The organism is Cryptosporangium minutisporangium, from assembly GCF_039536245.1.
GTDB classification, from domain to species: Bacteria; Actinomycetota; Actinomycetes; order Mycobacteriales; family Cryptosporangiaceae; genus Cryptosporangium; species Cryptosporangium minutisporangium.
Genome location: NZ_BAAAYN010000019.1, coordinates 71,095 through 98,070 on the forward strand (window position 1 = coordinate 71,095; position 26,976 = coordinate 98,070).

Annotated in this window: 29 protein-coding genes; 9 read left to right on the plus strand and 20 right to left on the minus strand. The window is 70.9% G+C overall.

The genetic code is table 11. From position 1 onward, the window contains the following. Positions 1-31 precede the first annotated feature (31 nt). The 3 genes from ABEB28_RS15970 to ABEB28_RS15980 form a co-directional block, all read right to left on the minus strand. Positions 32-1,399: a glycine--tRNA ligase gene (locus ABEB28_RS15970; protein ID WP_376981038.1), complete on the minus strand. Its 1,368-nt coding sequence runs from the start codon at positions 1,397-1,399 to the stop codon at positions 32-34. A gap of 134 nt (positions 1,400-1,533) precedes the next feature. Then, positions 1,534-1,986 carry a hypothetical protein gene (locus ABEB28_RS15975; protein ID WP_345728882.1) on the minus strand — a complete coding sequence of 151 codons (453 nt, stop codon included), beginning with the start codon at positions 1,984-1,986 and terminating at the stop codon, positions 1,534-1,536. Between the two features lie 365 nt (positions 1,987-2,351). Next, positions 2,352-2,723, minus strand: coding sequence for an antibiotic biosynthesis monooxygenase family protein (locus ABEB28_RS15980; RefSeq protein ID WP_345728883.1), 372 nt, complete (start codon positions 2,721-2,723; stop codon positions 2,352-2,354). A gap of 63 nt (positions 2,724-2,786) precedes the next feature. Between ABEB28_RS15980 and ABEB28_RS15985 the strand changes: the two genes are divergently transcribed. The 6 genes from ABEB28_RS15985 to ABEB28_RS16010 all read left to right on the plus strand — a co-directional run bounded on the left by ABEB28_RS15985 (position 2,787) and on the right by ABEB28_RS16010 (position 7,105). After that, positions 2,787-3,062 (plus strand): DUF6703 family protein, encoded by a 276-nt coding sequence (locus tag ABEB28_RS15985; RefSeq protein WP_345728884.1) that lies wholly within the window; start codon positions 2,787-2,789, stop codon positions 3,060-3,062. A 276-nt stretch (positions 3,063-3,338) separates the two neighbouring features. Continuing rightward, the gene (locus tag ABEB28_RS15990; protein WP_376981022.1) at positions 3,339-4,274 is read left to right on the plus strand and encodes a metal ABC transporter solute-binding protein, Zn/Mn family; all 936 of its coding nucleotides are present in this window, start codon (positions 3,339-3,341) and stop codon (positions 4,272-4,274) included. Between the two features lie 101 nt (positions 4,275-4,375). Continuing rightward, positions 4,376-5,188 (plus strand): metal ABC transporter ATP-binding protein, encoded by an 813-nt coding sequence (locus ABEB28_RS15995; RefSeq protein WP_345728916.1) that lies wholly within the window; start codon positions 4,376-4,378, stop codon positions 5,186-5,188. Between the two features lie 4 nt (positions 5,189-5,192). Further along, complete coding sequence (locus tag ABEB28_RS16000) at positions 5,193-6,161, plus strand: metal ABC transporter permease (RefSeq protein WP_345728885.1); 969 nt, start codon at positions 5,193-5,195, stop codon at positions 6,159-6,161. Positions 6,162-6,349: 188 nt separating this feature from the next. Next, entirely contained in the window at positions 6,350-6,661 is a 312-nt protein-coding gene (locus tag ABEB28_RS16005; protein WP_345728917.1) for an ArsR/SmtB family transcription factor, read from the plus strand. Between the two features lie 45 nt (positions 6,662-6,706). Further along, positions 6,707-7,105 (plus strand): Fur family transcriptional regulator, encoded by a 399-nt coding sequence (locus ABEB28_RS16010; protein WP_345728886.1) that lies wholly within the window; start codon positions 6,707-6,709, stop codon positions 7,103-7,105. Here ABEB28_RS16010 and ABEB28_RS16015 read toward each other — a convergent pair. Further along, the gene (locus tag ABEB28_RS16015; RefSeq protein WP_345728887.1) at positions 7,052-8,119 is read right to left on the minus strand and encodes a zinc-binding dehydrogenase; all 1,068 of its coding nucleotides are present in this window, start codon (positions 8,117-8,119) and stop codon (positions 7,052-7,054) included. The two genes, ABEB28_RS16010 and ABEB28_RS16015, sit on opposite strands and share 54 nt — an antisense overlap. 78 nt (positions 8,120-8,197) lie before the next feature. On the opposite strand from ABEB28_RS16015, the gene ABEB28_RS16020 reads away from it, so the two are divergent. Next, entirely contained in the window at positions 8,198-8,878 is a 681-nt protein-coding gene (locus ABEB28_RS16020; RefSeq protein ID WP_345728888.1) for a TetR/AcrR family transcriptional regulator, read from the plus strand. Between the two features lie 13 nt (positions 8,879-8,891). Here ABEB28_RS16020 and ABEB28_RS16025 read toward each other — a convergent pair whose 3' ends face one another. The 14 genes from ABEB28_RS16025 to ABEB28_RS16090 form a co-directional block, all read right to left on the minus strand. Beyond that, on the minus strand, positions 8,892-9,668 hold the full coding sequence (locus ABEB28_RS16025) for a TIGR03943 family putative permease subunit (protein WP_345728889.1): 777 nt from the start codon (positions 9,666-9,668) through the stop codon (positions 8,892-8,894). Continuing rightward, a complete protein-coding gene (locus ABEB28_RS16030; protein WP_376981036.1) occupies positions 9,665-10,654 on the minus strand; it encodes a permease in 990 nt (329 codons plus the stop codon). Before ABEB28_RS16030 ends, ABEB28_RS16025 begins: the two co-directional genes overlap by 4 nt. Positions 10,655-11,520: 866 nt before the next feature. Continuing rightward, the gene (locus ABEB28_RS16035) at positions 11,521-12,327 is read right to left on the minus strand and encodes an isoprenyl transferase (RefSeq protein ID WP_345728891.1); all 807 of its coding nucleotides are present in this window, start codon (positions 12,325-12,327) and stop codon (positions 11,521-11,523) included. Further along, the gene (gene recO / locus ABEB28_RS16040) at positions 12,324-13,076 is read right to left on the minus strand and encodes a DNA repair protein RecO (RefSeq protein ID WP_345728892.1); all 753 of its coding nucleotides are present in this window, start codon (positions 13,074-13,076) and stop codon (positions 12,324-12,326) included. The genes ABEB28_RS16035 and recO overlap by 4 nt, the downstream gene beginning before the upstream one ends. Positions 13,077-13,089: 13 nt before the next feature. Beyond that, positions 13,090-13,992 carry a GTPase Era gene (gene era, locus ABEB28_RS16045; RefSeq protein WP_345728893.1) on the minus strand — a complete coding sequence of 301 codons (903 nt, stop codon included), beginning with the start codon at positions 13,990-13,992 and terminating at the stop codon, positions 13,090-13,092. 142 nt (positions 13,993-14,134) lie between these two features. Beyond that, the gene (locus ABEB28_RS16050) at positions 14,135-14,467 is read right to left on the minus strand and encodes a cytidine deaminase (RefSeq protein WP_345728894.1); all 333 of its coding nucleotides are present in this window, start codon (positions 14,465-14,467) and stop codon (positions 14,135-14,137) included. Continuing rightward, a complete protein-coding gene (locus tag ABEB28_RS16055; protein WP_345728895.1) occupies positions 14,460-15,779 on the minus strand; it encodes a hemolysin family protein in 1,320 nt (439 codons plus the stop codon). The genes ABEB28_RS16050 and ABEB28_RS16055 overlap by 8 nt, the downstream gene beginning before the upstream one ends. Then, positions 15,779-16,294: an rRNA maturation RNase YbeY gene (ybeY, locus tag ABEB28_RS16060; RefSeq protein WP_345728896.1), complete on the minus strand. Its 516-nt coding sequence runs from the start codon at positions 16,292-16,294 to the stop codon at positions 15,779-15,781. Before ybeY ends, ABEB28_RS16055 begins: the two co-directional genes overlap by 1 nt. Before the next feature lie 105 nt (positions 16,295-16,399). Next, positions 16,400-17,440 carry a PhoH family protein gene (locus ABEB28_RS16065; protein ID WP_345728897.1) on the minus strand — a complete coding sequence of 347 codons (1,041 nt, stop codon included), beginning with the start codon at positions 17,438-17,440 and terminating at the stop codon, positions 16,400-16,402. A 331-nt stretch (positions 17,441-17,771) separates the two neighbouring features. Next, positions 17,772-19,118 (minus strand): serine hydrolase domain-containing protein, encoded by a 1,347-nt coding sequence (locus ABEB28_RS16070; RefSeq protein ID WP_345728898.1) that lies wholly within the window; start codon positions 19,116-19,118, stop codon positions 17,772-17,774. A 144-nt stretch (positions 19,119-19,262) separates the two neighbouring features. Next, positions 19,263-19,997, minus strand: a complete 735-nt coding sequence (locus ABEB28_RS16075) for a 16S rRNA (uracil(1498)-N(3))-methyltransferase (RefSeq protein WP_345728899.1) — start codon at positions 19,995-19,997, stop codon at positions 19,263-19,265. 78 nt (positions 19,998-20,075) lie between these two features. Beyond that, positions 20,076-21,212, minus strand: a complete 1,137-nt coding sequence (dnaJ, locus tag ABEB28_RS16080; RefSeq protein WP_345728900.1) for a molecular chaperone DnaJ — start codon at positions 21,210-21,212, stop codon at positions 20,076-20,078. Between the two features lie 45 nt (positions 21,213-21,257). Beyond that, on the minus strand, positions 21,258-22,280 hold the full coding sequence (hrcA, locus tag ABEB28_RS16085; protein ID WP_345728901.1) for a heat-inducible transcriptional repressor HrcA: 1,023 nt from the start codon (positions 22,278-22,280) through the stop codon (positions 21,258-21,260). Between the two features lie 181 nt (positions 22,281-22,461). Continuing rightward, entirely contained in the window at positions 22,462-22,935 is a 474-nt protein-coding gene (locus ABEB28_RS16090) for a MarR family winged helix-turn-helix transcriptional regulator (protein WP_345728902.1), read from the minus strand. 183 nt (positions 22,936-23,118) lie between these two features. On the opposite strand from ABEB28_RS16090, the gene ABEB28_RS16095 reads away from it, so the two are divergent. Then, the gene (locus ABEB28_RS16095; protein ID WP_345728903.1) at positions 23,119-23,994 is read left to right on the plus strand and encodes a DUF4870 domain-containing protein; all 876 of its coding nucleotides are present in this window, start codon (positions 23,119-23,121) and stop codon (positions 23,992-23,994) included. A 12-nt stretch (positions 23,995-24,006) separates the two neighbouring features. Here ABEB28_RS16095 and hemW read toward each other — a convergent pair whose 3' ends face one another. Then, positions 24,007-25,242 (minus strand): radical SAM family heme chaperone HemW, encoded by a 1,236-nt coding sequence (gene hemW, locus ABEB28_RS16100; protein WP_345728904.1) that lies wholly within the window; start codon positions 25,240-25,242, stop codon positions 24,007-24,009. A 189-nt stretch (positions 25,243-25,431) separates the two neighbouring features. On the opposite strand from hemW, the gene ABEB28_RS16105 reads away from it, so the two are divergent. Continuing rightward, the gene (locus tag ABEB28_RS16105; RefSeq protein ID WP_345728905.1) at positions 25,432-26,292 is read left to right on the plus strand and encodes a hypothetical protein; all 861 of its coding nucleotides are present in this window, start codon (positions 25,432-25,434) and stop codon (positions 26,290-26,292) included. Here ABEB28_RS16105 and ABEB28_RS16110 read toward each other — a convergent pair. Further along, positions 26,270-26,941 carry an MOSC domain-containing protein gene (locus ABEB28_RS16110; protein WP_345728906.1) on the minus strand — a complete coding sequence of 224 codons (672 nt, stop codon included), beginning with the start codon at positions 26,939-26,941 and terminating at the stop codon, positions 26,270-26,272. The genes ABEB28_RS16105 and ABEB28_RS16110 overlap by 23 nt on opposite strands. Positions 26,942-26,976: the final 35 nt, after the last annotated feature.

The window sequence follows — 26,976 nt, forward strand, 5'->3', positions numbered from 1 at the left end:
CCTCGCTCACGCGGGGCACCGGGAAGGCGGATCAGCAGCCCAGCAGCCGCGTCGCCAGGTACGCCTCGACCGCGTCCAGACCCACCCGCTCCTGCGACCGGGAGTCGCGCTCCCGGATCGTCACGGCCTGGTCGTCGAGCGTCTCGAAGTCGACCGTGATGCAGTACGGCGTCCCGATCTCGTCCTGACGCCGGTACCGACGGCCGATCGCGCCCGCGTCGTCGAAGTCCACGTTCCAGTTGCGGCGGAGCGTGGCCGCCAGGTCACGCGCCTTCGGCGAGAGGTCGGCGTTCCGGGACAGCGGCAGCACCGCCGCCTTCACCGGCGCGAGCCGCGGGTCGAGCTGCAGCACCGTGCGCTTCTCCGGCACGCCCTTGGCGTTCGGCGCCTCGTCCTCGGTGTAGGCGTCGAGCAGGAACGTGAGCACGGTGCGGTCGACACCGGCGGCCGGCTCGATGACGTACGGCGTCCAGCGCTCGCCCTTCTCCTGGTCGAAGTAGGAGAGGTCAGCGCCGGAAGCCTTCGAGTGCGCCGACAGGTCGAAGTCGGTGCGGTTGGCGATGCCCTCCAACTCTCCCCACTCGGTGCCGGCGAAGTCGAACTTGTACTCGATGTCGACGGTGCGCTTCGAGTAGTGGGAGAGCTTCTCCTTCGCGTGCTCGTAGAGCCGCAGCCGCTCCTTGTTGATGCCCAGGTCGACGTACCACTGCAGACGGGTGTCGATCCAGTACTGGTGCCACTCCTCGTCGGTGCCCGGCGGGACGAAGAACTCCATCTCCATCTGCTCGAACTCGCGGGTCCGGAAGATGAAGTTGCCGGGCGTGATCTCGTTCCGGAAGCTCTTGCCCTGCTGGGCGATGCCGAACGGCGGCTTCTTCCGGGCGGTCTGCTCGACGTTGCGGTAGTTGATGAAGATGCCCTGCGCGGTCTCCGGGCGCAGGTAGGCCAGGCCCGACTCGTCCTCGACCGGGCCGAGGAACGTCTTGAGCAGGCCGGAGAACTGCCGAGGCGCCGTGAACGCGCCCTTCGTGCCACAGTTCGGGCAGTTGACGTCCGCCAGCCCGTTCGCCGGCGGCTTGCCGTGCTTGGCCTCGTACGCCTCTTCGAGGTGGTCGGCGCGGAACCGTTTGTGGCAGCTCTGACACTCGGTCAGTGGGTCGGTGAACGTCTCGACGTGGCCGGACGCCTTCCAGACCTCGGGCGCCAGGATCACGCACGAGTCGAGGCCGACGACGTCGTCGCGGCCGGTCACCATCGTCTTCCACCACTGGCGCTTGACGTTGGTCTTCAGTTCGACACCGAGCGGACCGTAATCCCAGGACGCCCGCAGGCCTCCGTAGATCTCGCTCGACGGGAACACGAAACCCCGTCGCTTACTCAGGTTGACGATGACGTCCATGCGGTCGGCGGGCACCGGGATCTCCATCCGGACTGGCAGTTCGGCGGCTTTGACGAGCCAGGCTACCCCGCGGACGCCGGGCAGCCGCCACCCCATTACGCCCTAGTCGCTGATCGTGTATCCGCTTTGCCCGATCAGCGAGGACAGATCACCGCCGCGTTGGTGTCGTCGAACAGGACCGGGAACGTCTCCTGCCGCGACGAGTTGCCCTGCCGGGCGACTCGTGCGGTGACCAGCCAGTTGTTCTCCGCGTCCACCTCGATGTCCGAGCCGACCTGGTATTCGGTCACCCGGGCGGTCTCCTCCTCGCCGGTGAACTCGGTCAGCGTGCGCTCGACCTTCTCTTCGGCGCACAGCCGCGAGTACGCCTGCGGGTACCGGCCCGCTTGCAGGTCACCGAGGTACGCCTCGACCGTCCCGACCGCGTCCTTCTGCAGCGTGTCGTAGCCGTACCAGACCAGGCCGCCGATACCGGTCACGCCGCCACCGCAGCAGAGCAGCAGCGTGGCGCCGAGCACCAGCGAGACGATCAGCACGGTCCGGTTCGGGCGCGGCACCGGCGGCGCGAACGCCGGGACGGCGCCCATGCCCGGAGGCGGGCTCGGCGGTGGTGGCAGCGCACGCAGTGCACGCTCGGCCCTGCGTTCGCGCTCGCTCAGCACGGGCGGCGGTCCAGGAACGCCGGGGACACCGGGGCCTCCCGGAACTCCCGGGCTTCCTGGGCCAAACCCGGCGGGGCCCGGAGCACCGGGGCTTCCCGGAATACCGCTCGGCGCACCGTAGGCCGGCCCGCCGTAGGCAGGTGTTCCTTCACCCGACGTGCCGTAACCGCCGCCAGAGGGTGGAACCCAGGTCATGACCGCTCACTCCGCACTCCCCCAGCCTGCCAAACCGCAGCGCGAACGGATAGCGGAGTCCCCTACTGAAGCAACTGGCGAAGCCGCCGGGATACTCAGCCGGACGTAGCCGGACGGTCACCGACCCGCGTCACGTCCGCGTCGGGAGCCCGATCCGTCCGGCCGGCCGTCTCCACCGCTCCGTCCCATGCCCCCATCAGCTCGAACGCGCTGGGCTCGTCGCTCGACTCCGCCAGCAACGTGCTCGCATGGACCTTCACGTCGAAATCCGACAGCGCGCGCCGGAAACTGCCGACCGAGTCCCACTCCGTGGTCAGTGCCCATGCCGTCGGCACATCGGCGGAGCGACCGATCCGCCCCCGGACGAACCCCGGCCGGACCGCGAACGCGCCGAGCGCCGCCCTGGCCCGCTCGAGGAACCCGGGACCATCCGCTTCCGGCACGTCGAACCGGCTGATGACCAGCACTACACTTCCTTCTCTCTTCGCTGCCACGATGGGTGGCCCACACGCTACCGATCCGGAGGCCTCGTGTCCGAAGCCCAGCGTCGTCTCGGGCCGCGATCGGCAGCCCTGCTGGCGTTCCTGCTCCGGTTGCCGCGGTTCGTCCTGGTGCTCGGCATCGTGGCGCTCGCCCTCGCCGCCGCGTTCCTGCCCGGCCTACCCGGCGCGGTCCTCGTGCTGGTGATCGCCGGTTTGCTCGCCTGGCTCGCGTGGCTCGCCTGGGACTCTTCGAGTCCTGGCGCCCGCCTCGGGCGGATGGTCGCGATCGTGGCGCTGCTCGCCTTCACGGTCACCAAAATCTGATCTACGCCTGCCGGGCAGGCGGCCCGGGCGCCGGTTCCGACGCGCCGCGGGCCGGGGCCGCGACGTCCCGCTCCGCCGTCGAACTCCCGAGGGTGCCCTCGCGTCCTCGTTACTACGTCGCGCACGCGCCGCTCGTCCCCACCGCCGGCCCACCGTCCGCCGGGGCGCGCCGGGTGGGCGGAACGCCCGCGAGTGGGCAGAATCACCGAGCGTAACCCCCGGATTGCTCCCTAGCGAGTTTGACATTCAATGTCGTGTGTAATGAGAATCGTTGTCATGTACCGCGGACCCCTCCGCGCGGTCGTCGCCGCGCTCCTCGCTGTCGGCGTCGCTTCGGCGGCAGCTGGCTGCTCCTCCTCCGATTCCAGTGCCGCCTCCGAGGGCGGCAAGCTCGACGTCGTCACGGCGTTCTACCCGCTGCAGTACGTCACGCAGCAGGTCGGCGGCGACCGGGTGGCGGTGACCAACCTCGTCGAACCCGGCACCGAGCCGCACGACCTCGAGCTGAGCCCGAAGCAGGTCGCCGAGGTGAACGACGCCGACGCGGTCGTCTACCTCCGCGAGTTCCAGCCTGCCGTGGACGACGCGATCGACCAGGGCGCGAAGGACAAGTCGCTCGACGTCGCGTCCGTCGCGCCGCTGGAGGACGGCTACGTCCCGCTCGAGGAAGGTGAGCTGCACGAGGACGAGAAGGGCAAGGACCCCCACGTCTGGCTCGACCCCACCCGCCTCGCCGGCATCGCCGACGCGGTCGCCAAGAAGCTCGGTGACCTCGACCCCGATCACGCCGCGGAATACACCGCCAACTCCAAGGCGCTGAACACGAAGCTGGACACGCTCGACGCCGAGTACAAGTCCGGTCTGGCCAGTTGCAAGCAGAAAACGATAGTCGTGAGCCACAACGCGTTCGGTTACCTCGCTACGAGGTACGGTCTCACCCAGGTGCCGATCACCGGGCTCACACCCGAGGAGGAGCCGTCGGCGGCTCGCCTGGCTGAGGTCGCGACGTACGCGAAAAAGAACGGGGTCAAGGTGATCTTCTTCGAGACGCTGGTCAGTCCGAAGATCGCCCAGGCCCTGGCCAGCGAGGTCGGCGCGAAGGCGGAGGTGCTCGACCCGATCGAGGGCATCGAGAAGGACTCCGCTGACGACTACTTCTCGGTGATGCGCAGCAACCTGACGAACCTGCGAGGCGCATTGTCGTGTCAGTGAGCGAACCCGCCCCAGTAGCCGAGACCGGCGCCGCAGCCCAGGCAGGCGCCGCGGCCGAGGCTGCCGCGGACGCCGATACGAACCCTGCCGGGACCAACCCGGTGGCCGCCGTCGAGCGCGCGACCGTCGTGCTCGGCGAGCGTCAGGTGCTCCGTGACGTCTCGCTCAGCGTCACCGCAGGCGAAGTCGTCGCGCTGCTCGGATCCAACGGTTCCGGGAAGTCGACGCTGGTCCGGACGCTGCTGGGGCTGGTTCCGCTCTCCGCCGGTGACGCCCGGCTCTTCGGCACCCCGGTCGGGGCGTTCTCCGACTGGCGCCGCGTCGGCTACGTGCCGCAGCGGGCCGGTGCCGCGACGGGCGTGCCGGCAACCGTCCGCGAAGTGGTCACCAGCGGGCGACTCGCCCGCCGCGGCTTCCTCCGCTTCGCGTCCGCCGCCGACCGGGCCGCGGTCACCGACGCGCTCGAGACCGTCGGCCTCGCCGACCGGGGCCGCGACCGGGTGTCCACGCTCTCCGGCGGCCAGCAGCAGCGTGTGCTGATCGCCCGCGCGCTGGCCGGCGCACCGGACCTGCTGGTCCTCGACGAGCCGAACGCCGGAGTGGACGCCGCCAGCCAGCGTGCGTTCGCCGACACGGTCCGCCGGCTCGTGGAGCGCGGGACGACGCTCCTGGTCGTCCTGCACGAGGTGGGGCCGCTGGCCGACCTGATCACCCGCACGGTGGTGCTCGACCACGGACGCGTCATCCACGACGGCGCGCCGTGGGCCGACGGGCACGTCGGAGCCCACTGGGTGGAGGGGGGCTACTGGATCGACACCGACCGGCACCACGTCCACGGCAACCCGACGACGAGTCCCTCCGGCGAGTGGGACGGCCTACCCGATCACGCCGGGCCGACCCGGTCCAGGCGGTGAACGCATGAGCATCCTGCAGTACGACTTCATGGTCCGCGCCCTGATCGCGGCGGTGCTGGTCGGGCTGACCGCCCCCGCGGTCGGGATCTACCTGGTCCAGCGGCGGATGTCGCTGGTCGGCGACGGCATCGGCCACATCGCACTCACCGGCGTGGCACTCGGCTTCCTCACCGGGAACTCCCCGGTGTTCAGCGCGGTGGTGGTGGCCGCGCTCGGTGCGGTGGCGGTCGAGTTGATCCGCTCGCGCGGTGGGGCGTCCGGCGACGTCGCGCTCTCGCTCCTCTTCTACGGCGGTATCGCCGGCGGTGTGCTGCTGATGAGCCTCGCGCCGAGCGGCGGCAACGTGAACCTGCTCGGGTACTTGTTCGGCTCCTTGCTGACCACGGCGCCGTCCGATCTGATCGTGATGGGCGTACTCGCCGCCGCGGTGCTCGTCTTCACCGTGGGGCTGCGGCCGTGGCTGTTCGCGATCTGCCACGACGAGGAGTTCGCCCGGGTCTCCGGGTTCCCGGTGCGCCTGCTCAACATCTTGCTGGCGGTCTCCGCGGCGGTGACGGTGACCGTCGCGATGCGGGTGGTCGGGGTGCTGCTGGTCAGCGCGCTGATGGTGATTCCGGTGGCCACCGCGCAACAGGTCTCGCGAGGCTTCGTCGCCACGATGGCCGGCGCGATGGGGCTGAGCGTCACGGTCGCGCTGACCGGCGCGGTCGGGTCGTTCTACCTGGACGTTCCGTCCGGCGCGTCGATCGTCGTCCTGGCCGTGCTGGTGTTCCTCGTGGTGACCGCGGTGGCCGCGGCCGTCCGGCAGCTCCGGCGTCGCTCCGCGGCCGCCCGTCCCGACCGAGGGCCGATCGTGGCCGCCGCATCGGCCGGGTCCGGCACCGCCTCGCTGGACGGTGCCGGCACGGCGGCTGAGTCGGCTGAGTCGGCTGCACCGGCCGCTTCGACCGGCGCGGGCGCGCCGAGCCGATGATCCGCCGCACGGTCGCTCGCGGCGCGCTCGGAGAAGCGGCCGTGCCGGAGGCCGTTGCGCACCCCGCCCCATCCGAACCCGCCCCATCCGGTCCGGCCGAACCCGATCTCACCGACACCGCGCCCGGCGGGACCGCGGTGTCCGCGTCCGCCGACGCGGACCGCTCGTCCGCGGCCGACCGATCTGCCGTGGGGAGCTACGCACCGGCGGCGGAGCTGCTGCGGGCGCTCGCCTCGCCGCTGCGGATCGCGATCGTCATGCGGCTCGACGACGGCGACCAGTGCGTCCACGAGCTGGTCGACGCGCTCGGGGTCCCCCAGCCGCTGGTCTCGCAACACCTGCGCGTGCTCCGCGGTGCCGGTGTGGTGGTGCCGCACCGGCGCGGACGTGAGGTCGCCTACTCGCTCGCCGACTCGCACGTGGCACACGTCGTCCGCGACGCGGTAGCCCATTCCGCGCATTCGGTTCGAGGACACATCGCCGGAACGCCGTCGACCTGAGAAGATGGACGGCGAGCCCGCCCGGCGGGCCGGAGAGGATGCACAATGCAGGCGAGCGTCGGCCGTACCACGCGTCAGCGGACGGCAGTCATGGCGTTGCTCTCCGAGGTCGAAGAGTTCCGCAGCGCACAAGAGCTGCACGAGCTACTCCGCCAGCGTGGCGATTCGGTCGGTTTGACCACCGTCTACCGCACCCTGCAAGCGCTCGCCGACGCCGAAGAGATCGACGTCATGCGCCCGCCCGGCGGTGAGCACCTCTACCGCCGCTGCTCCAGCGGCCACCACCATCACCTGGTCTGCCGGGCCTGCGGCCGCACCGTCGAGGTCGCCGGCCCGACCGTGGAGAGCTGGGCGAACCGCGTCGCAGCCGAGCACGGCTTCGCCGACGTGTCACACACCCTGGAGATCTTCGGCACCTGCGCCGAGTGCGCCGCCCGCGCCTGAGCGGGCGTTCGGCAGCAGCACGGCCTTACCGGTGATCCGGCCCTCGGAGAGCGCCGCCAGCGCCGCCTGCGCCTGATCGAGCGGGTAGCGGGCGGTCACCGCGGAGTTCAACGTGCCCGTCGCGGCCGCGGCGAGCACGGTGGCCAGGTCGGACCGGAACGCGGGGGTGGCCTCGCGGACGTAGTAGAGCGACCCCCGGCGTCCGTCGCCGCGCACCCGGCTACCCAGGTTCCATCCGGCGATCCGCCGTAACGCGCTCACCGCCGGCGCGAACCGCCATCCGGTGCTGTGCAGCGTCGACTGGCTGCCGAACCAGACCAAGCGCCCGCCGCGCCCGAGCAGCGCCCACGAGTCGGCCAGGCCCGCTCCGCCGATCGGATCGAAGACCGCGTCCACACCGTCCGGTGCCAGCTCGCGGATCCGCGCAGGCAGGTCGGGCTGGTGGTAGTCGAGCGGTTCGCCGCCGAGCGTCCGCACCAGGTCGTGTTTGGCCGGAGACGCCGTGCCGAGGACGCGTGCCCCGGCCGCGACGGACAGCTGCGTGAGCAGCGTCCCCACCCCGCCGGAGGCGCCGAGGACCAGCACCGTCTCGCCCGCCTGCACCCGCGCCGACCGGTGGACCAGCTGATGGGCGGTGACGCCGTTGGTCACGAGCGCGACGGCGTCCGCGGCGTCGAGCCCGTCGGGCACCGGCACCAAGCCCTTCGCCGGGAGCACGACATGCTCGGCCCAGGCGCCGGTGCGGGTCATCGCCGCGACCCGCTGCCCCGGCCGGAACCCGCTCGCCGCACCGGCCTCGACCACCGTGCCCACCAGGTCGTAGCCGGGCACGAACGGGTAGCGCGGCTGGCCGGGGTAACGGCCGATCGCCATCTGCACCTCGGCGAACATCACGCCGGCGGCCTCGACGCCGATCCGCACGTCGCGCCGCCGCACCGGAGGAAGCGCCCGGTCGGTGACGACCAGCCCCGCCGGACCGTTCGGACCGGTCAACACCGCTGCACGCACGTTCATTGTTATTCCCTCTCTTCTCTGTTAGAGGTTCTAACGCAAGAGTGAGGCTGTTACAGTGACGCTGTCAAGGGGGTAACGATGGGCACAGTCGACCGGCGCGAGCGGTACCGGGAGCAGACCCGCGAGGAGGCGAAGGAGGTCGCGCTGCGCCAGCTCGCCGAGTCGGGGCCCGGTGGGCTCTCGCTCAACGCGATCGCGCGGGAGATCGGGCTCTCCGGCCCGGCCCTCTACCGCTACTTCGCCAACCGCGACGCGCTGCTCACCGCGCTCGTCGTCGACGGCTTCCACGCACTCGGCGACGCGCTGGAGCGGGCTGCGGCGGACGCCGCAGCCCAGGCGCCGGAGCAGCGGCTACGAGCGGTTTTCCGTGCGTGGCGGAGCTGGGCGCTGGCCGAACCGCACTGGTACCAGCTGCTGTTCGGAACGCCGGTTCCGGGCTATCAGGCACCGGAGAGCACGATCGACGCCGCCGCCCGGAGCTTCGCCGCGGTGCTCCGGCCGGTCCGCGACGTGGCGGCCGAGCGCGACCGCGCCGACCCGACGCGGACGCCGCCCTCGCCGGGGCAGCTGGACGAGCAACTGGCGCGCTGGTACGCGGATCCGGGGGTGCCACCGCACCTGGTGCGCGCCACCGTGATCAGTTGGACACGGCTGCACGGCGTGCTCAGCCTGGAGGTCCAGGGCTCGTTCGGGCCGATGCAGTTCGACACCGCGCTGCTGTTCGAGTCCGAGGTGGACGCGCTCCTCGCGGCCCTCTGACGCTCGGCGGACGTCAGCTGTCGTACGGCTCGGCGGGCGGCTCGATGCGGGTCAGGGTGCGGACCGCGATCGTCGGCACCGCCTCCCGGCTGACCGGGTCGGTGCGGCGAGCCGGGTCGTACCCGCCGACGACCGTGATCCAGGCGTCCCGCTCCAACGTCGCGGGTTGGACGCCGGCCAGCGCGACCTTGAGCGGACGCCCGTCGGCCGCGCAGCAGCTCAGCACGATGCGGGTCAGGTACGCCGTGCCGTCGGGGCCGACCGTGACGAAACCGGTGAGCCGCGCCTCGCGTCCGCGGAGCGAAGCACCATTCTCCCAGATCGCGCGCGTGACGTAGTCGAGCACCGAGATCGTGACCGGGTCGCCTGCCGGCAGCGGTGGCAGGTCTGAACTCGGTTGCTGGACCGCGGTCGCCCCCTGCTTGTCCGCGGCGTACGAGCCGAGCGACGGCGGTCCGATCAGGAAGATCGTCAGCACGGGGAGCAGCAGCAGCCACGCCACCCGCGGACCGCCGTGGTGCGCATGCCCGTGCCCGTCGTCGGCCTCATTGGACTCGCTGGCCTCGCTGGACTCGCTGGCCGCGTTGGCCTCGACAGGCGGGGCCGAGTTTCCGAACAGTTCGCGCCAGAGAGTGATCACCGCCGCGACGACCAGGACGACGCCGGCCGCGACGAGGTACCAGCGCAGCCCGGGCTTCACGTACCGCAGATAGACGTCGGAGAAGACCGTGATCCGCAGTAGCGCGCCGCCGATCAGCAGCAGGACGATGCTCTGCGCTTCGCGGTTCACAGCAGCAGCCCTCCGACCAGAACGCTCACCAGGACCGCCACGGTGAACGTCACCGGGCCGAACCGGAGGGCGAAGCCACGCCCGAACGTCCCGGCCTGCATCGCGAACAGTTTGACGTCGATCATCGGCCCCACCACCAGGAACGCGAGCCGCGCCGTCAGCGAGAACTGGGTGAGCGACGCGGCGACGAACGCATCCGCCTCCGAACAGATCGAGAGCAGCACCGCGAGCAGGGCCAGCGCCAGCACCGCGAGCACGGGTTGCTCAGCGATCGCGTCGAGCCACTGCCGCGGCACCGTGACGTTGAGGAACGCCGCGGTGAGCCCACCGACGACCAGGAAGCCGCCCGCGTGGATCGCGTCGTGCCGAACCGACAGCCAGAACCCGGTCCAGCGAGACACGCCACCCAGGTCGGGCCGGGGCGGAATCCGGATCCACTCGGCCCGGCCGAATCGCAGCCAGAGCCAGCCCATCGCCACCGCGGTGAGCACCGACGCGACGAACCGCGCGAGCACCATCTCCGGCCGTCCAGGGAACGCCACGGCGGTGGCGACCAGCACGACCGGGTTCACGGCCGGAGCGGAGAGCAGGAAGGTCAGCGCCGCCGCGGGTGCCACCCCGCGCCGCACCAGCCCGCCGGCGATCGGCACCGAGCCGCACTCACAGCCGGGCAGCGCGACCCCCGCGACCCCGGCGACCGGCACCGCGAGCGCGGGGTGGCGTGGCAGCGCCCGGACGAAGAACGACGTCGGGACGAAGACCGCGATCGCCGCACTGATCAGGACGCCGAAGACCAAGAACGGCAGCGCTTGGACGACGATCGAGACGAAAATCGTGGCCCAGGTGCGGGCGGCCGGACTGTCGAAGAGCCCGACCAGCGGACCGCGGAACACCACGACCGCGATGAGGACGCCGGCCAGTACCTCTACCGAGCCGAGCCGGCGGGGGGTGGGCGCTTTCGGGGGTGCGTCCTGAACCGACACGATCTGCACCCTACCGGCGCGGGCCGTAGGCGTCGGGACTGCCCACAGGCACCAAACGTGAATAAGACATTCATTCTTTTGGACGAACATCCTGCGGCTCAGTGTGAGCAGGGGCACACTTATCGCCAGCGGCATCGTCTCGGAAGGGGTCGCCACCTTCCGGGACGGTGTCCTCCCGCGGCATCCGCCGAGACGCCGCCCTGCGGCGCACCCCTCGCGCACCGCAGGGCGGCCTTTCCCCCTCCCAAGGGTTCTGTGCCGTGGGCTGACTTGACTCGCCGATCCGCCATGACCATGCCGCATCGCTCTCAGCCGTGGGCTGACATTGACTCGCCGAGCCGCCATGACCGGGCCGTATCGCTCTCAGCCGTGGGCTGACATTGACTCGCCGAGCCGCCATGACCGGGCCGTATCGCTCTCAGCCGTGGGCTGACATTGACTCGCCGAGCCGCCATGACCGGGCCGTATCGCTCTCAGCCGTGGGCTGACATTGACTCGCCGAGCCGCCATGAGCTGCATCGCCCTCAGCCCATGGCGGTCGGCGGGTCCGCCCGGGCACGACGGCACAGGTGGGGTTTCCGCAACCGTCGCGCCCGGAACATCACCCGGCATCCGAAGGGCCCGCAACGAACGCCGGGGAGAGCGGACCGCGACCAGCGGCGTCCGGAGTAATCCGCCGCCGGACCGCTGAGACGCGCGGCCGGGCGCCAGACCGGGAACTGGCACCCGACCGCTCTCCACCCGACGCTCCCCGGCGAGGCGAACCCCGCGACCGTCGGGCGAGACCGCCCGACTCCATGGGACCCCGCGGGACCGTGGATCGGTAGAGTGACGCAGCGTTCACTCACTTTCACCTTGCGTTAAGTCTGTTACCCCTCGGTAGCTGCAGCAGGCACCGGGTTGGGTACCGCGCCGCCGTAGCGGCGGTCGCGGGACGCGTAGGTCTCGCACGCCCGCCAGATGTTCCGGCGATCGAAGTCCGGGAAGAGCGTGTCGTCGAACACCAGCTCCGCGTAGGCCGACTGCCACAGCAAGAAGTTGGAGATCCGCTGCTCACCGGAGGAGCGGACGAACAGGTCCACGTCCGGGATCTGCGGTTCGTCGAGGTACCGCGCGAACAGCTTCTCGGTGATCTTCTCCGGCGAGATGCGCCCGGCCGCGACCTCGCGCGCGATCGCCGCAGCGGCGTCCACGATCTCCGCCCGCCCGCCGTAGTTCACGCAGAACTGCAGCGTGAGGACGTCGTTGTCGCGCGTCATCTCTTCGGCCGACTCGAGCTCGGCGATCACGCTCCGCCACAGCTTCGGACGACGTCCGGCCCACCGCACCCGGACGCCCATCGCGTGGAGCTGGTCGCGTCGACGGCGGATCACGTCCCGGTTGAATCCCATGAGGAACCGAACCTCATCCGGCGAGCGCTTCCAGTTCTCGGTGGAGAACGCGTACGCCGAGAGGTACTTCACGCCCAGTTCGATACAGCCTTCGATGACGTCGAACAGCGAGTCCTCGCCACGCTTGTGCCCTTCGGTGCGGGGCAGGCCGCGCTGCTTGGCCCAGCGGCCGTTGCCGTCCATGATCAGCGCGACGTGCCGGGGCACCAGGTCGGCCGGGATCGCCGGGGGGCGCGCGCCGCTCCGGTGGGGCTCCGGCGGGCGGACGGCGCGCCGCTTGATCATCGAGACTTCTCCCCTGTGTTCGTGCGATCGACCAGCGGCAACGAGCGTAGGCCCCGTTCCAGGTGCCACTGCAGGTGGGCCGCCACCAACCCGCTGGCCTCGCGGCGGATCGGTCCTTCGGTGCGGCCGGCGTGGTTCCAGTCGCCGTCCAGCAACGCGACCATCAGCTCCAGCGCCTCCACCGACGGGGACGCCGACCCCGGCGGACGACAGTTCCCGCAGACGCAGCCACCGGCCTGCACCGAGAAGGCCCGGTGGGCACCGCGCAGGCCGCAGACCGCGCACGCCATCAGCGCGGGCGCCCAGCCCGCGTAGCTCATCGCGCGCAGCAGGTAGGCATCCAGGACGAGCGGCGCGTCGTGCTCCCCGGCCGCCAGCGCCCGCAGCGCCCCCACCGTCAGCAAGTGCAGCCGGAGCGCCGGTTCCCGCTCCTCGGCCGTCAACCGCTCCGCGGTCTCCGCGATCGCGCTCGCCGCCGTGTACCGGCCGTAATCGTCGACGATGTGCTTGCCGAACGGTTCGACGGTCTCCACCTGGCTGACGACGTCCAGCGAGCGACCCTCGTAGAGCTGCAGATCGACGTGGCTGAACGGCTCCAGCCGACCACCGATCCGGCTCTTGGTCTTGCGGACACCCTTGGCCACCGCCCGGACCCGGCCGTGCCTGCGGGTGAGCAGCGTGATGATGCGGTCGGCCTCACCGAGCTGCTGCACCCGGAGGACGACGCCGATGTCCCGGTAGGTGGGCACTCAGCAGTCCTTCTCAGAAGCCCAGCCGGCGGAGTTGACGCGGATCCCGCTGCCAGTCCTTGGCGACCTTCACCCGCAGGTCGAGGTAGATCCGCGTGCCGAGCAACGCCTCGATGTGCCGGCGGGACGTCGAGCCGACGTGCTTGATCCGCTCCCCGCCCGCGCCCAGCACGATCGCCTTCTGGCTCGGACGCTCGACGAACACCGTCGCATGTACGTCGAGCAGGTCGTCGCGGCCCTCGCGCGGCTCCATCTCCTCGACCACGACCGCGAGCGAGTGCGGCAGCTCGTCGCGGACGCCCTCCAGCGCGGCCTCGCGGATCAGCTCGGCGACCATCACCTGTTCGGGTTCGTCGGTCAGCTCGCCGTCCGGGTAGAGCGGCGGCGACTCCGGCAGGTACTTGGCCAGCAGGTCGGCGAGGAGGCCGACCTGCTCACCGGACTTCGCCGAGACCGGCACGACCTCGGCGAATTCGCCCAGTTGGGAGACCGCGAGCAGCTGCTCGGCGAGCCGCTTCTTGTCCACGAGGTCGGTCTTGGTGACCACCACGAGCACGTTCTTCTTCTTGAGCCCGGCGATCTCGTCGGCGATGAACCGGTCACCGCGACCGACCGGCTCGTCGGCGGGGACGCAGAGCGCGACCACGTCCACCTCCGACCACGTGGCGCGCACCAGGTCGTTGAGGCGCTCGCCGAGCAGCGTCCGCGGCTTGTGCAGGCCAGGGGTGTCGACGAGGACGAGCTGGGCGTCCGGCCGGTGGACGATGCCGCGGACGGTGTGGCGGGTGGTCTGGGGTTTGCTGCTGGTGATCGCGACCTTCGTGCCCACTAGCGCGTTCGTCAGCGTGGACTTGCCCGCGTTGGGGCGGCCCACGAAGCACGCAAACCCGGCACGAAATGAGAGGTCATCGGTCACCCCTTCATTCTCCCACTCCGCATGGCCCGCTCAGGGGCGAGCCTGACAGCCGCGCGCGAGGCGGTCGACGCCGATTTACGTCAAATCCGTTCCCAGCACCTCCGTGGAGGCGGATTTGACGTAAGTCCGCGGGCGGACCCGCTCAGACGCGGGAGCGGATCGCGCCGGACGGGTCGGCGACGAGGATCGGCGCGGCGGCGGTGAGGTCGTGAACGGCGGCGACGCCCAGGGCGTCGGCCTCGTCGGCGGTGGTGACCACGGCGGCCGCCTCCAGGCCCGGTGCCCCGCTGGACACCGCCATAGCGACCGCCACCTGCAGCGCGGAGAGCCCGAGCGACGGCAGGGCCACGGTCGACGCGGCGTAGGTCCGGCCGTCGGTGTCCCGCACTGCCGCTCCCTCCGCCGCACCGGTGCGCGCCCTGGTGGCACGAGCGAGCGTGACGATCTTCGCGTCTTCGGCGCTCAAATCAGACATCGGCGGTGCGACTCTCCTCGCTCAGTTCCTCTTCGGTCTCCGACTGGGCCTCCAGCCTCCGCACCAGCACGGTGCCGATCCGGTTCCGGCGCCCGCCGGCGCTCTCCGCGGTCAGCTCCAGATTCTGGATCCGGACGCTCGCTCCAGGGATCGGCACCTTGCCCAGCTCGTGGGCGAGCAGGCCACCGACCGTCTCGATGTCGTCGGAGTAGTCCGGCAGCTCCACGTCGAGCAGCTCGCCGAGGTCCTCGACCGGCAGCCGGGCCGTCACCCGCACCGACCCGTCGTCCAGCTCCTCGACCGGCGGCCGTTCGTTGTCGTACTCGTCGGCGATCTCCCCGACGATCTCCTCGAGGATGTCCTCGATCGTCACCAGACCGGCGGTGCCGCCGTACTCGTCGATCACGATCGCCATGTGGATGCGCCGCTGCTGCATCTCCCGGAGCAGGTCGGCCACCGGCTTGGACTCCGGCACGAACTCGGCGTCGCGCATCACCTGCTCGACCCGGAGCTGCCGGTCGGCCTCGGGCTGGCCCTGAACCCGCCGCACCATGTCCTTGAGGTACACGACACCGACGATGTCGTCGATGCTCTCGCCCAGCACCGGGATGCGGGAGAAACCGCTCCGCAACGCCAGCGACGTCGCCTGCCGGACGGTCTTCGTCCGCTCGATCCAGACGATCTCCGGCCGGGGCACCATCACCTCGCGGACGATCGTGTCGCCGAGCTCGAAGACGGAGTGAATCATCTCCCGCTCTTCGCTCTCCACGACCCCGCGCTCCTCCGCCAGGTCGACCAGCTCGCGCAGCTCGGTCTCGGTGGCGAACGGGCCCTCGCGGAAGCCGCGGCCGGGCGTCACCATGTTGCCGACCAGGATCAGCAACCGGGCCAGCGGATTGAGCACGCGGCCGAGCCACCGGGTGATCCCGGCGCTGGCCAGCGCCACCGGGTAGGGGTGCAGACGACCGATCGTCCGTGGGCCGACGCCGACCAGCACGAAGCTGACGACGGTCATGCTGCCGGCGGTGACCAGCGCGGCGAGCCAGCCCGGCCCCCAGCGGTCAATTGCTACCAGCGCGACCAGCGTCGTGGCGGTCAGCTCGCAGGCCAGCCGGATCAACAGCAGCAGGCTGACGTGCACCGGCAGGTTGCCGACGAGCGCGAGGAGGTTCGCCGCGCCCCGCGTACCGGCGCGCAGCATCTCCTCGGCCCGCGCCCGGGAGATCTGGTTGAACGCGGTGTCGGCCGCCGCGACCGCCCCGGCCACGACGACGAGCCCGGCGGCGGCCGCCAGCAAGCCCGGCGTGTTCATCAGTGATCGGAGATCGTCGGCTTGAGCGGGATGTCGGCGACAGCAGGGATACCGATGCTGCGCCGGTACGCGCTGATCAGCCGGTTCTGCAGACCGAACATCTCGCGCTCCTCCTCCGGCTCGGCGTGGTCGTAGCCGAGCAGGTGCAGGATGCCGTGGACGGTGAGCAGCATCAGCTCGTCCTCGGTGTTGTGCCCGGCGACCTTGGCCTGCCGTTCGGCCACGGCGGGGCAGAGGACGACGTCACCCAGCAGCGTGGGCTCCGGGCCGTCCTCGTCCGCACCCGGGCCTCGGTCGGCGTCGAGCTCGTCCATCGGAAACGCGAGAACGTCGGTCGGGCCGGTCTTCTCCATCCACCGGTGGTTCAGTTCGGCCATGTAGCCGACGTCGACCAGCAGGAGGGACAGCTCGGCCATCGGGTTGACACCCATCTCGTCCAGGGTGTTCCGCGCGACCGCCAGCAAAGCGGTCTCGTTGACCTCGTGGCCCGACTCGTTCGAGATCTCGATCGACATCGTCTACAGCGTCTCCAGACCGTTCCCGGCTCGTCCGTCGCCTGCTATCCAACACCGCCAGCCGGGCCCACGCGGAGCAGGCCCGGCCGCGGCGGCCGCGTCGAGTCAGCTACGACGGGCCGGACGCCCGCCCGCAGCCCGCCGCCCGCTCCCGTCGCGGGATGCCGGCGGGTGGTCGGAGTCGTACCGCGCGTACGCGTCGACGATGTCGCTGACCAGGTGGTGCCGCACGACGTCGGCGCTGCCCAGCTCCGCGAAGTGCACGTCCTCGACGCCGTCCAGAATGTCGCGGACGACACGGAGGCCGCTGGTGGCGCCCCCCGGCAGGTCGATCTGGGTCACGTCGCCGGTGACGACGATCTTCGAGCCGAACCCGAGCCGGGTCAGGAACATCTTCATCTGCTCGGGAGTCGTGTTCTGCGCCTCGTCGAGGATGATGAACGCGTCGTTGAGCGTGCGGCCACGCATGTACGCGAGCGGCGCGACCTCGATCGTCCCGGCCTGCATCAGACGCGGGATCGAGTCGGGGTCGACCATGTCGTGCAGTGCGTCGTAGAGCGGCCGCAGGTACGGGTCGATCTTCTCGAAGAGCGTCCCGGGCAGGAAGCCGAGCCGCTCGCCTGCCTCGACGGCCGGGCGGGTCAGGATGATGCGATTGACCTGCTTGGCCTGGAGCGCCTGGACGGCCTTCGCCATCGCCAGGTACGTCTTACCGGTACCGGCGGGGCCGATGCCGAACACGATCGTGTGCTCGTCGATCGCGTCGACGTAGCGCTTCTGGTTGAGCGTCTTCGGACGGATCGTGCGACCACGCCTCGAGATGATGTTGAGGGTGAGCACCTCGGCCGGGCGCTCCGCGCTACCCGACTTCAACATCGCGATGGTGCGGTTGACAGCGTCCGGAGTCAGCACCTCGCCGCGTTCGACCAGCGTGAGCAGCTCGGCGAAGAGCCGCTCGGCGAACGCGTTGTCAGCGGGGGTACCGGTCAGCGTGATTTCGTTACCGCGGACGTGGACGTCGGCGGTGACCGAACGCTCGATGAGACTGAGAATGGCGTCGCCGGAGCCCAACAGGCTGACCATCGCGTGGGCGTCGGGGACGACGATGCGGGTTTGCGCCGTGGTCGGCGCTTTGATCTCTGCCATGGGCCGGCCAGGGAGGCCGCTTCCGCCTGCTCTCTTACTCGGGATCTGACTGATTTGTCGGACGTACCCGGAGAGACTCAGCGCCCAACGGGGACGGCACCCTTCGATTCTACCGGCCCAACCCCCCACCTGCCTCGTGAGAATCAAGCCACCCGGCGCCACGGGGGACGAAGTGGGCTCCAATCCCCCGCCGCCGAGGCGCGACCACCCGAGCCGCCGCCCGCAGCGCGGCCGCGCGCACGTTCGGGCGCGCTTTCGGGAAACCACCTGGCGACGGGCGCGGAAGGACTGGCTCAGGGCGGCCGGAGAGCGGTGTCGCGCCCTCGGGACGTCAGTGAGCCCACTCGTCGTAGGTCTGTTGGGTGCGCGTGAAGCGGTAGGTGGCCCACCGCATCAGCTCCACCTTCCCGTCCGGACCGCGGAACAGCTCCAGCCGCTCGCCGGCTTCCCGCCCGGAGACCGTGCGCAGTAAGTCGGGCGCCTCGAACGCGAAGATCGCCGGCGGTGCGGCAGCCACCGCGCTCACCGACCGGCCCTCGAGATGGCCACGGTGCCAGCGGAACACGAACTCGCTGCCCTCCGACCACCAGCGCCCGAGGATGTCCACGTACTCCCGGGGCACCGGCTCGCCGATCGTCCAGGGCTGGATGTCGACCGGATCGTGTTCCAGGCTGGCGGCGATCAGCCTGTGCGGCGCGGCGGTGATGCCACCCGCGGTGCCGGACGAGCCGAGCACGGCGGCGCCGATCGTCACGCCCCGGCGGCACCAGACCCCCGCCAGGAAGCCGGGCATCGCCCCGTTGTGACCGACGTCCAACGCCCGGTCGGAGCCACTGCCCTGCGGCTTGGTCTGCAGTCCGAGACCCCAGCCGGTGTGCCAGTCCACCGGGTCGGTCACCACGACCGGCTCGTACATCTCCTCCAGCGTCGAACGCGCCAGCACGGCCGGGTCCGGCTTCGCGAGGAACAGCGCCCAGCGGGCCATGTCCCCGGCGGTGCTCCAGAGCTGAGCGGCCGCAGCGGCACCCTTCAGGTCGAAGTGCGGCTCCGGCCGGGCGTGGTCGGAGTACTCGTCGACGAGGTACCCCTGCGCGGCGGGCTCCCGCGGCAGGAGCGTGGTGTCGGTCAGGCCCAGCGGGTTGAGTAGCCGATCAGCCAACGCTTCCTCCCAGGTGGCGCCGGTCTTCGCGGCGACCAGCTGGCCGAGGAGGGCGAACCCCAGGTTCGAGTAGTGCCAGCGGCGGCGAGGGCTCAGGACGGCTTCGGCCTTGGCGACTTCCTCCAGCATCCGGGCGTCGTCGGGGACGTCGAGGGTGTCCCAGACGTTGCCCCAGGGCTCCCGCTGGAGCCCGGACGTGTGGTTGAGGATGCTACGGATCGTGAGCTGACCGTGCGCCGGGACCGCGAGGTGGGCGTCGATCGGGTCGTCGAGATCGAGCATTCCCGAGTCGCGTAGCTGCAGGACGAGCACCGCGGTGAGCGTCTTCGTGACCGAGCCGATTCTGAACTGTGTTTCGGGTCGAACCTCCGCGCCGTCTCCGGCGTCTCCGATGTAGAAGCTCCAGTCCGGACGATCGGCGCGGAACACCGCCGCAGCCACGGCCGGCACTCGCTCGTCGGCTTGGAGCGTACGAATGATCCGCTCGCAGGCAGCCGTCGCCTGGTCGGTCGGTGCCATCCCGGTTCTCCTCTCACCGCCGCACCCGAGAGGGTAACCACCGTCCGTACGGTTATGCCGTTTACACAGACAGTGTGACTTTTCCGTGCCAGCTCGGTGGAACCCCGTTACGCGGCGCTTTTGATTGAATACGGAGCGCGAGATTCAGGTCCAACGACCCGTGCGCGTGTTCACGACGGCCAGCGCCGCCACCCCGGCGGTCGACGTCCGGAGCACGGTCGGGCCGAGCCGCACCGGAACGGCGCCGGCGGCGACGAAGGCGTCCAACTCGTCCGGCGCGATACCGCCCTCCGGACCAACCACCAGCGCCACCGACGTCAGTCCGGTCGCCAGCGCGGTCACCGCCAGCGGCTCGACCGCGTCCTCGTGCAGTACGAACGCCGCATCCATCGACGTCAAGATCTTCCGAACGTCCGCAGTGGACGCCAAATCGGCGATCTCCGGCAGCCACAGCCGACGGGACTGCTTCGCGGCCTCCCGCGCGGTACTGCGCCAGCGCGCGAGCGCCTTGTCGCCGCGGGCTTCCTTCCACCGGGTGATCGACCGCGACGCCGACCACGGCACCACCACGTCGACGCCGGCCTCGGTCATCATCTCGACCGCGGCCTCGCCGCGGTCACCCTTCGGCAACGCCTGAACGACGGTGACGACCGGCGACGGCCGAGGCACCCGCTCCACGACGCGGACGTCGAGCCGCAGCGAGTCGCGCTCGGCAGCCACCACGACGCAGGACGCCCGGCCGCCGGCACCGTCGGCGAGCAGCAGCGTCTCCCCCGGCCCCAGACGGCGCACCAGTGCGGCGTGCCGCCCCTCGGGGCCGTCGAGCACCGCCGGGCCGACGGCCGGCAACTCTGCGATCAAAAAGACAGGATCGGTCATGACGACTCCTCCTTAGCGGTCGGAGCCGTCATGACCGATCGATCAACTCTGCTAGCCGCACTTCGCGCAAGCGCTCAGTCAAGCGTGTCCATTGAATGCGTCACGGACTTTGGAGAAAAAACCGCCTTGCTGCCGCATCGGCTCCGGGCGCTCCTCACCCCGCAGCTTGGCCAGTTCGCGGAGGAGACGCTCTTGCTCGGTGTCGAGGCGGGTCGGCGTCCGCACTTCCAGGTGGACGTGCAGGTCGCCGCGACCGTTGCCCCGTAGGTGCGGGACGCCACGCCCGCGGACGCGGACCACCGTGCCCGGCTGGGTGCCCGCCTTGACCTCGATCTGCTCCTCACCGTCGAGCGTCTTGAGGTTGAGCTGGGTGCCGAGTGCCGCCGCGGTCATCGGCAGCGAGACGCGGCAGTGCAGGTCGTCGCCCTGGCGGGTGAAGACGTCGTGCGGTCGCTCGTGCACCTCGACGTAGAGGTCACCGGGCGGACCACCACCGGGGCCGACCTCACCTTCGCCGGCCAGCCGGATCCGCATCCCGTCCTCGACGCCGGCCGGCACCTTGACGGTGAGGGTCCGGCGGCTGCGCACCCGGCCGTCACCGGCGCATCCGGGGCAGGGGTGCGGGATGACCGTGCCGAAGCCCTGGCAGGCCGCGCAGGGCCGGGACGTCATGACCTGGCCCAGGAACGAACGCTGGACCGTCTGCACCTCGCCCCGCCCGCCACAGACCTCACAGGTCGCCGGGTGGGTGCCGGGTGCGGTGCCCGCGCCGGAACACGTGGAACACCGGACCGCGGTGTCGACGGTCAGTTCCTGGTTGACGCCGAACGCCATGTCGACCAGGTCGAGGTCGAGCCGGATCAGAGCGTCTGAACCCGGTCGGGTGCGCGGACGCGGGCCGCGGGTGGTCGCGCCGCCGAAGAAGGCGTCCATGATGTCCTGGAAGCCCATGGTGAACGGGCCACCAGGGCCACCGCCGGGGCCGCTGCCCCCGCCGGGAGCCAGCGGGTCGCCGCCGAGATCGACGAGCTCGCGCTTGGCCGGGTCGGAGAGCACCTCGTACGCGGCCGAGACCTCCTTGAAGCGCTCCTGCGCCTCGGCGTCGGGGTTGATGTCCGGGTGTAGTTCCCGAGCGAGCCGGCGGTAGGCCCGTTTGATCTCCTCGGGCGTCGCGTCGCGCTCCACCCCGAGGATGCCGTAGTAGTCCTTCGCCACGTGTGTGTCCCCAACTCCGGAAGGCATATCCCTACCCAGCCCCGCTCAGTTCCCCGCGAGAATTTCACCGACGTACCGCGCGACGGCGCGGACCGCGCTGATCGTGCCGGGATAGTCCATCCGGGTCGGACCGACCACCCCGAGACCAGCCAGCGCGGTGTCACCAGCACCGTAGGCCGTCGTCACCACCGAAATGCCCCGCAACTCCTCAACCTGGTTCTCGTCGCCGATCCGGACCCGCAACATGCTCGGCGAGTCGACCTCGCCGACGAGCTTGAGGAGCACGACCTGCTCCTCGAGCGCCTCCAGGATCGGGAAGACCGACCCACGGAAGTCCACCGTACTGCGCGTGAGGTTGGCGGCGCCCGCCAGGACGACGCGTTCCTCGCGTCGCTCGACGAGCGTCTCGAGCAGGACGCTGGCGACCGTGGTGAGCGCCGGACGCAGGGCGGGCGTGATCGTGTCGAGCAGTTCCTCGACCCGTCCCGGGGCGTCGGAGAGCCGCTGCCCCACGAGCGCGTTGTTCACCACCGTCCGGAGGACGTTGACGTCGTCGTCGCCGATGCCGGCCGGGAACTCGACCGTGCGCTGGTCGACCCGGCCGGTGTCGGTGATCAGTACCAGCAGCAACCGGTTCACCGACAGCTGGACCAGTTCGATGTGGCGCACCGAGCTGCGAGTCAAGCTCGGGTACTGCACGACCGCGACCTGGCGGGTGAGCTGCGCCAACAACCGCACCGTGCGCGCCACGACGTCGTCCAGGTCGATCGCACCGGTCAACAGCGTCTGGATCGCCCGCCGTTCGGCGGCTGACAGCGGCTTCACACCGGCGAGCCGGTCGACGAAGAGGCGGTAACCCTTGTCGGTCGGGATCCGCCCGGCGCTGGTGTGCGGCTGGGCGATGTAGCCCTCTTCCTCCAGCACCGCCATGTCGTTCCGGATCGTCGCCGGGGAAACTCCGAGTTGGTGCCGTTCGGCCAATGCCTTGCTGCCGACCGGTTCCTCGGTGTTGACGTAGTCCTGCACGATCGCCCGGAGAACGGCCAGCTTCCGCTCGTCGAGCGTCACGCTGTCACCTCCCGACCACCCTGCTCCCCGGAGCGGGCCCCATGGAGTGGCCCCTCGATCTTGGCACTCCGTTGATGAGAGTGCCAAGCATACGGGCGGATAGGGCCGTCCGCTTCCTTCGTGCGCGGAGAATCACCCGCCGAACGGCGAATTCACGGGGCGCACTCGCGTCGCTACGGTCTCAGGCCCGGGCGGTCGCCTGTTCGGTGAGGCCGTCGCAGATCACCCGGCAGATCTCGCCCAGTTGGGCGACCTGCTCCGGGCTGAGGCGGTCCATCAAATGCTTCCGCACCTCCGCGACGTGTGCGGGCGCGGCGGCCTTGAGTACGGAGTAACCCTCGTCGGTGAGGACGGCGAGCGCGCCGCGTCCGTCGGTGGGGCAGCTCTCCCGGCGCACCCAGCCGCGCTCCTCCAGCCGGGAGACCGCGTGCGACAGCCGGCTGCGGGAGGAGAGGGAGGAATGCGCCAGCTCGCTCATCCGTAGCCGGTGGCCGGGGACGTCGGACAGCCGGACGAGGATCTCGTAGTACGTGTGGGGCATACCGGCGTCGCGCTGCAACTGGCGGTCGAGCGCCTCGTTCAACAGCCGGTTCGCTTCGATGTACGAGCGCCAGGTGCGCTGCTCATCCGGGCTGAGCCACCGCGTCTCCGCCACTGGACCACCTTCGCTCTTTCGCCTGCATCAGCGCCCCGAAGCCTAACCCGATCGTTGTGTCAGACCGGGTACTCCGGGTGGGCGTCTGTCACTCCGTCAGCATCCGACCTCACCGGTTGTGAGCAGGCGACTTCTGTCACAGCCCCGACTGTCACCGGCGGACAGCAGCCGTACGCTGCCTGCGTGACCGATCCCACCGCGCCGCGGCCGCCCGGTTCGCCCGAATCTGCGCCGTTCAGCGCCCCTCCGGGTCACCCGACGTCCGGCCCGGCGTACCCGACTTCCGGACCGGCTTACCCGACCTCGTCCGGGGGTGCGCCGACGTCCGGTGGGGCCTACGGGAGCCCGGGCGACTACGGCCCGCCTGGCGGTTACGGCCGGCCCTACGGACAGCCCAGCAGTTACGGCCAGCCGGGTGGCTACGGGCAGCCGGGCGGTCACGCGCAGCCGGGTGGGCACGGGCAGCCGGGCGGTTACGCACAGCCGGGCTATGGGCAGCCGGGTGGGCACGGGCAGCCGGGCGGTTACGCACAGCCGGGCTATGGGCAGCCGGGTGGGCACGGGCAGCCGGGCGGTTACGCACAGCCGGGCTATGGGCAGCCGGGTGGGCACGGGCAGCCGGGCGGTTACGGGCAGCAAGCCGGGGTGAGGCAACCCACGCACGGCGGATACCCGGCCGCGGCACCGGTCGACGACACGCAGACCTGGAACCTGGTCGCGCACTTCGGTGGCGTTCTCGGGGTGGTCGTCGGCGGGACGGTCGCCGGGTGGGTGGCGCCGCTGATCGCCTACGGTGTCCGCGGCAACACGAACCCGAGCGTCCGTGCGCACGCGGTGGAGGCGCTGAACTTCCACATCACGTGGGCGATCGCGAACGTCGTCGCGCTGACGATCTTCTTCTGCGGCAGTGCGATCACCTTGGGCTTCGGCGCGTTCGTCCTTTGGGTGTTCCCGCTGGCCACGTTCCTGATGTCGGTGGTGTTCGGTGTCATCGCCGGCGTCAAAGCCGCGAACGGCGAGCTGTACCACTACCCATTGACGGTGAAGCTGATCAAGTAGCGGCTCGCGCGCTCAGGGCAGCAGGGCGCGTACCACCGCGTCGGCGAGCAGGCGACCGCGCAGCGTCAGCACCGCCTGGCCACCGCGGTGGGCCGCTGGGTCCAGCAGCCCGTCGGCCACCGCCTGCGCCGCTGCGGCGCGCCCTGCGTCGTCCAGAACCGGCAGGGGCAGTCCGTCGGCCAGACGGAGCCGGAGCAGCACGTCCTCCACCCGCCGGTCCTCGGCCTCGAGGACCTCCCGGGCCTGCGCCGGCGAGGTCTTGCCCGCCAGGCGGTCGGCGTACCGCGCCGGGTGGCGCACGTTCCACCAGCGGACGCCGCCCGCGTGGCTGTGCGCGCCCGGGCCGACGCCCCACCAGTCGCCGCTCCGCCAGTACAGCTCGTTGTGGCGGCACCGCGCAGCCTCGTCGGCCGCCCAGTTCGACACCTCGTACCAGTGCAGGCCGAGGGCCGAGAGCGCGGTGTCCGCCATCAGGTACCGATCGGCGAGCACGTCGTCGTCGGGCGCCGGCAGCACGCCGCGGGCGATCTGCCGCGCCAGCCGCGTCCCGTCCTCGACGATCAGCGCATAAGCGCTGACGTGGTCCACCCCGCCCGCCGCGACGGCCTCCAGCGACGCTGCCCAGTCCTCGTCGGTCTCCCCCGGCGTTCCGTAGATCAGGTCGAGGTTGACGTGCGCGAACCCGGCGCCCCGCGCCTCCTGGGCGGCCTGCACCGCCCGCCCCGGCGTGTGCCGCCGGTCGAGTACCGCGAGCACGTGCGAGCGCGCCGACTGCATCCCCAGCGACACCCGGGTGAACCCGGCTGCGCGCAGGGCGGCGAGCGAGGTGGGGTCCACCGACTCGGGGTTCGCCTCGGTGGTCACCTCGGCGTCGGTGGCGAGCCCGAAGACGTCGTCGATCCGGCCGAGGACCCGGGCGAGGTGGTCGGGCGGGAGCAGTGTCGGGGTTCCGCCGCCGACGAACACCGTGTCCACCCTGGGCAGACCGCCCGGTGCACCGCCGAGCACGGTACCGGCCAGATCGACTTCGGCGAGCGCCGCTTCCAGCCAGCTGTCGGCGTCGGTTCGTCCCGCGCTGCCCAGCTCACCGGGGGTGTAGGTGTTGAAGTCGCAGTATCCGCAGCGCGCCGCGCAGAACGGCACGTGCACGTAGATCCCGAAGCCACGCTCACCGAGCCGAGCGAGCGCGCTCTCGGGGAGTCGGCCGTCGTCCGGGGCGGGCTGCCCGTCGGGCGGTGGTCCAGCCATGTCTCCAGTGTGTCAGCAGTTTTGCGGAAGCAGCGCTTCCTCCTCACCGCATGCTTACGCGGACGTCGTAGGCTCGGGAGCGGGCGCCTCGGTACCCGCTCGGCGGCGTTCACAAACACACGGCGTTAACACTGGTGACGGCTTATTCCAAGGACGGAGATCGTGCTGCCAGAACGGAGGGGCGGGCGGATGCGCAAGGCGGCCGTGCTCGCGGTCGTGTTGATCGCTCTCGCGGCGGTGTCCGTGGTCGGCGTGTCCAGACTCACCAAACTGCACGTGCCGTTCCTGTCCGACACCTGCCGCAGCTACGCCGCCGACAAGGTGGTGCGCCTCGCGCCCGACCAGCTGACGCACGCGGCGACGATCGTGGCGGCAGCCGTGCGTCGCGACCTGCCGGAGCGGGCGGCCGCCATCGCACTCGCCACCGCGTTCCAAGAGTCGAAGCTCCGCAACCTCACCACCGGCGATCGCGACTCGGTGGGCCTGTTCCAGCAGCGTCCGTCCCAGGGCTGGGGCACCCCGGAGCAGCTGCAGGACCCCCGGTACGCCGCAGGCGAGTTCTACGAGCACCTGGTCAAGGTGCCCGGCTGGCAGAAGATGCGCCTCACCGACGCCGCCCAGGCCGTGCAGCGCAGCGCCCACCCGGAGCTGTACCAGAAGTGGGAGGCCGACGCGACGACGCTCGCGGCCGCGCTGCTCGGCGACGAGGCCGGCGCCGTCACCTGCCAGTTGCGCCGTCCGCCGGACCGGGTCGGGCCGGAGGCGAGCACCGCGCTGGTCGGCGAGCTCGCGGCCGACCTGGGCAAGCTCACGGTCAACCCGACGGTCGACGGCGACGTGCCGATTCTCACGGTCGCGGTGGGCGGCGGCAGCAAGTCACGGCTGGGATGGCAGTCCGCGCACTGGTTCGTCGCGAAGGCGCACGAGTACGGCGTCCGCCGGGTGGCGTTCGCCGGGGACGTCTGGACCGCCGACAGCGGAAAGTGGCAGCGCGACAAGTCCGCGCCGGGTGACAGCTACGTCGAAGTCAGGATGGCTGCGGCGAGTTAGCGCTAGCGGCGGTGACCAGTTTGCGGGCGCGCTCCTGGAGCTCGGGCGGCAGCTCGGGGGCGTCGAGCAGACGCGGTGCCAGCGACCGCTCGCCGGTGAGCGCGCGGAACACCTCGCCGATCGTCACCCCGTGGTCCGGGCGGTGGACGATCCGCACCGCGTCGCCGGCACCGAGGTCGCCCTCCTCGATGATCCGCAGGTAGGCGCCCGGCACCGCGCGGCGGGTGAAGCGCTTGACCAGATCCGGCACGTCCCAGAAGCCGGCGAACGTCCGGCAGGGAATGCGCGGCCGGCTGACCTCCAGAACCGTGCTCCCGACCTCCCAGCGCTCGCCGATCACCGCACCGGTGCAGTCGACACCGCTCGTCGACAAGTTCTCGCCGAACGCCCCGAACGGCACCTCCCGGTCGAGCTCGGCCGCCCACCAGGCCGCGTCCTCGCGGGCGTAGGCGTAGACGGCCTGGTGGTAACCGCCGTGGTTCTTCGTGTCGGCGATCACGTCACCGACCAGGCCGACGCCCTCGGCCCGGACCCGCCCCGGCACCGGACGCTTGTCGATGCCGGTACTCCCGACGCTCTGCGTCCACGGAACGACTCGCAGAACACCGATGTTGACCGATTCGACGACGCCGGGCGCAGGGAGGGTCATAACGTTCAGCCTAAGCGGGGCTCACCACGCCAGCT

Bases quoted from the DNA above. Each gene is read 5' to 3' on its own strand.
- ABEB28_RS15970 (WP_376981038.1), bottom strand. From the start codon at position 1,399: ATGGACGTCATCGTCAACCTGAGTAAGCGACGGGGTTTCGTGTTCCCG.
- ABEB28_RS15975 (WP_345728882.1), bottom strand. From the start codon at position 1,986: ATGGGCGCCGTCCCGGCGTTCGCGCCGCCGGTGCCGCGCCCGAACCGG.
- ABEB28_RS15990 (WP_376981022.1), top strand. From the start codon at position 3,339: ATGTACCGCGGACCCCTCCGCGCGGTCGTCGCCGCGCTCCTCGCTGTC.
- ABEB28_RS16000 (WP_345728885.1), top strand. From the start codon at position 5,193: ATGAGCATCCTGCAGTACGACTTCATGGTCCGCGCCCTGATCGCGGCG.
- ABEB28_RS16010 (WP_345728886.1), top strand. From the start codon at position 6,707: ATGCAGGCGAGCGTCGGCCGTACCACGCGTCAGCGGACGGCAGTCATG.
- ABEB28_RS16015 (WP_345728887.1), bottom strand. From the start codon at position 8,119: ATGAACGTGCGTGCAGCGGTGTTGACCGGTCCGAACGGTCCGGCGGGG.
- ABEB28_RS16020 (WP_345728888.1), top strand. From the start codon at position 8,198: ATGGGCACAGTCGACCGGCGCGAGCGGTACCGGGAGCAGACCCGCGAG.
- ABEB28_RS16035 (WP_345728891.1), bottom strand. From the start codon at position 12,327: ATGATCAAGCGGCGCGCCGTCCGCCCGCCGGAGCCCCACCGGAGCGGC.
- ABEB28_RS16050 (WP_345728894.1), bottom strand. From the start codon at position 14,467: ATGTCTGATTTGAGCGCCGAAGACGCGAAGATCGTCACGCTCGCTCGT.
- ABEB28_RS16055 (WP_345728895.1), bottom strand. From the start codon at position 15,779: ATGAACACGCCGGGCTTGCTGGCGGCCGCCGCCGGGCTCGTCGTCGTG.
- ybeY (WP_345728896.1), bottom strand. From the start codon at position 16,294: ATGTCGATCGAGATCTCGAACGAGTCGGGCCACGAGGTCAACGAGACC.
- ABEB28_RS16065 (WP_345728897.1), bottom strand. From the start codon at position 17,440: ATGGCAGAGATCAAAGCGCCGACCACGGCGCAAACCCGCATCGTCGTC.
- ABEB28_RS16070 (WP_345728898.1), bottom strand. From the start codon at position 19,118: ATGGCACCGACCGACCAGGCGACGGCTGCCTGCGAGCGGATCATTCGT.
- ABEB28_RS16075 (WP_345728899.1), bottom strand. From the start codon at position 19,997: ATGACCGATCCTGTCTTTTTGATCGCAGAGTTGCCGGCCGTCGGCCCG.
- hemW (WP_345728904.1), bottom strand. From the start codon at position 25,242: ATGGCTGGACCACCGCCCGACGGGCAGCCCGCCCCGGACGACGGCCGA.
- ABEB28_RS16105 (WP_345728905.1), top strand. From the start codon at position 25,432: ATGCGCAAGGCGGCCGTGCTCGCGGTCGTGTTGATCGCTCTCGCGGCG.
- ABEB28_RS16110 (WP_345728906.1), bottom strand. From the start codon at position 26,941: ATGACCCTCCCTGCGCCCGGCGTCGTCGAATCGGTCAACATCGGTGTT.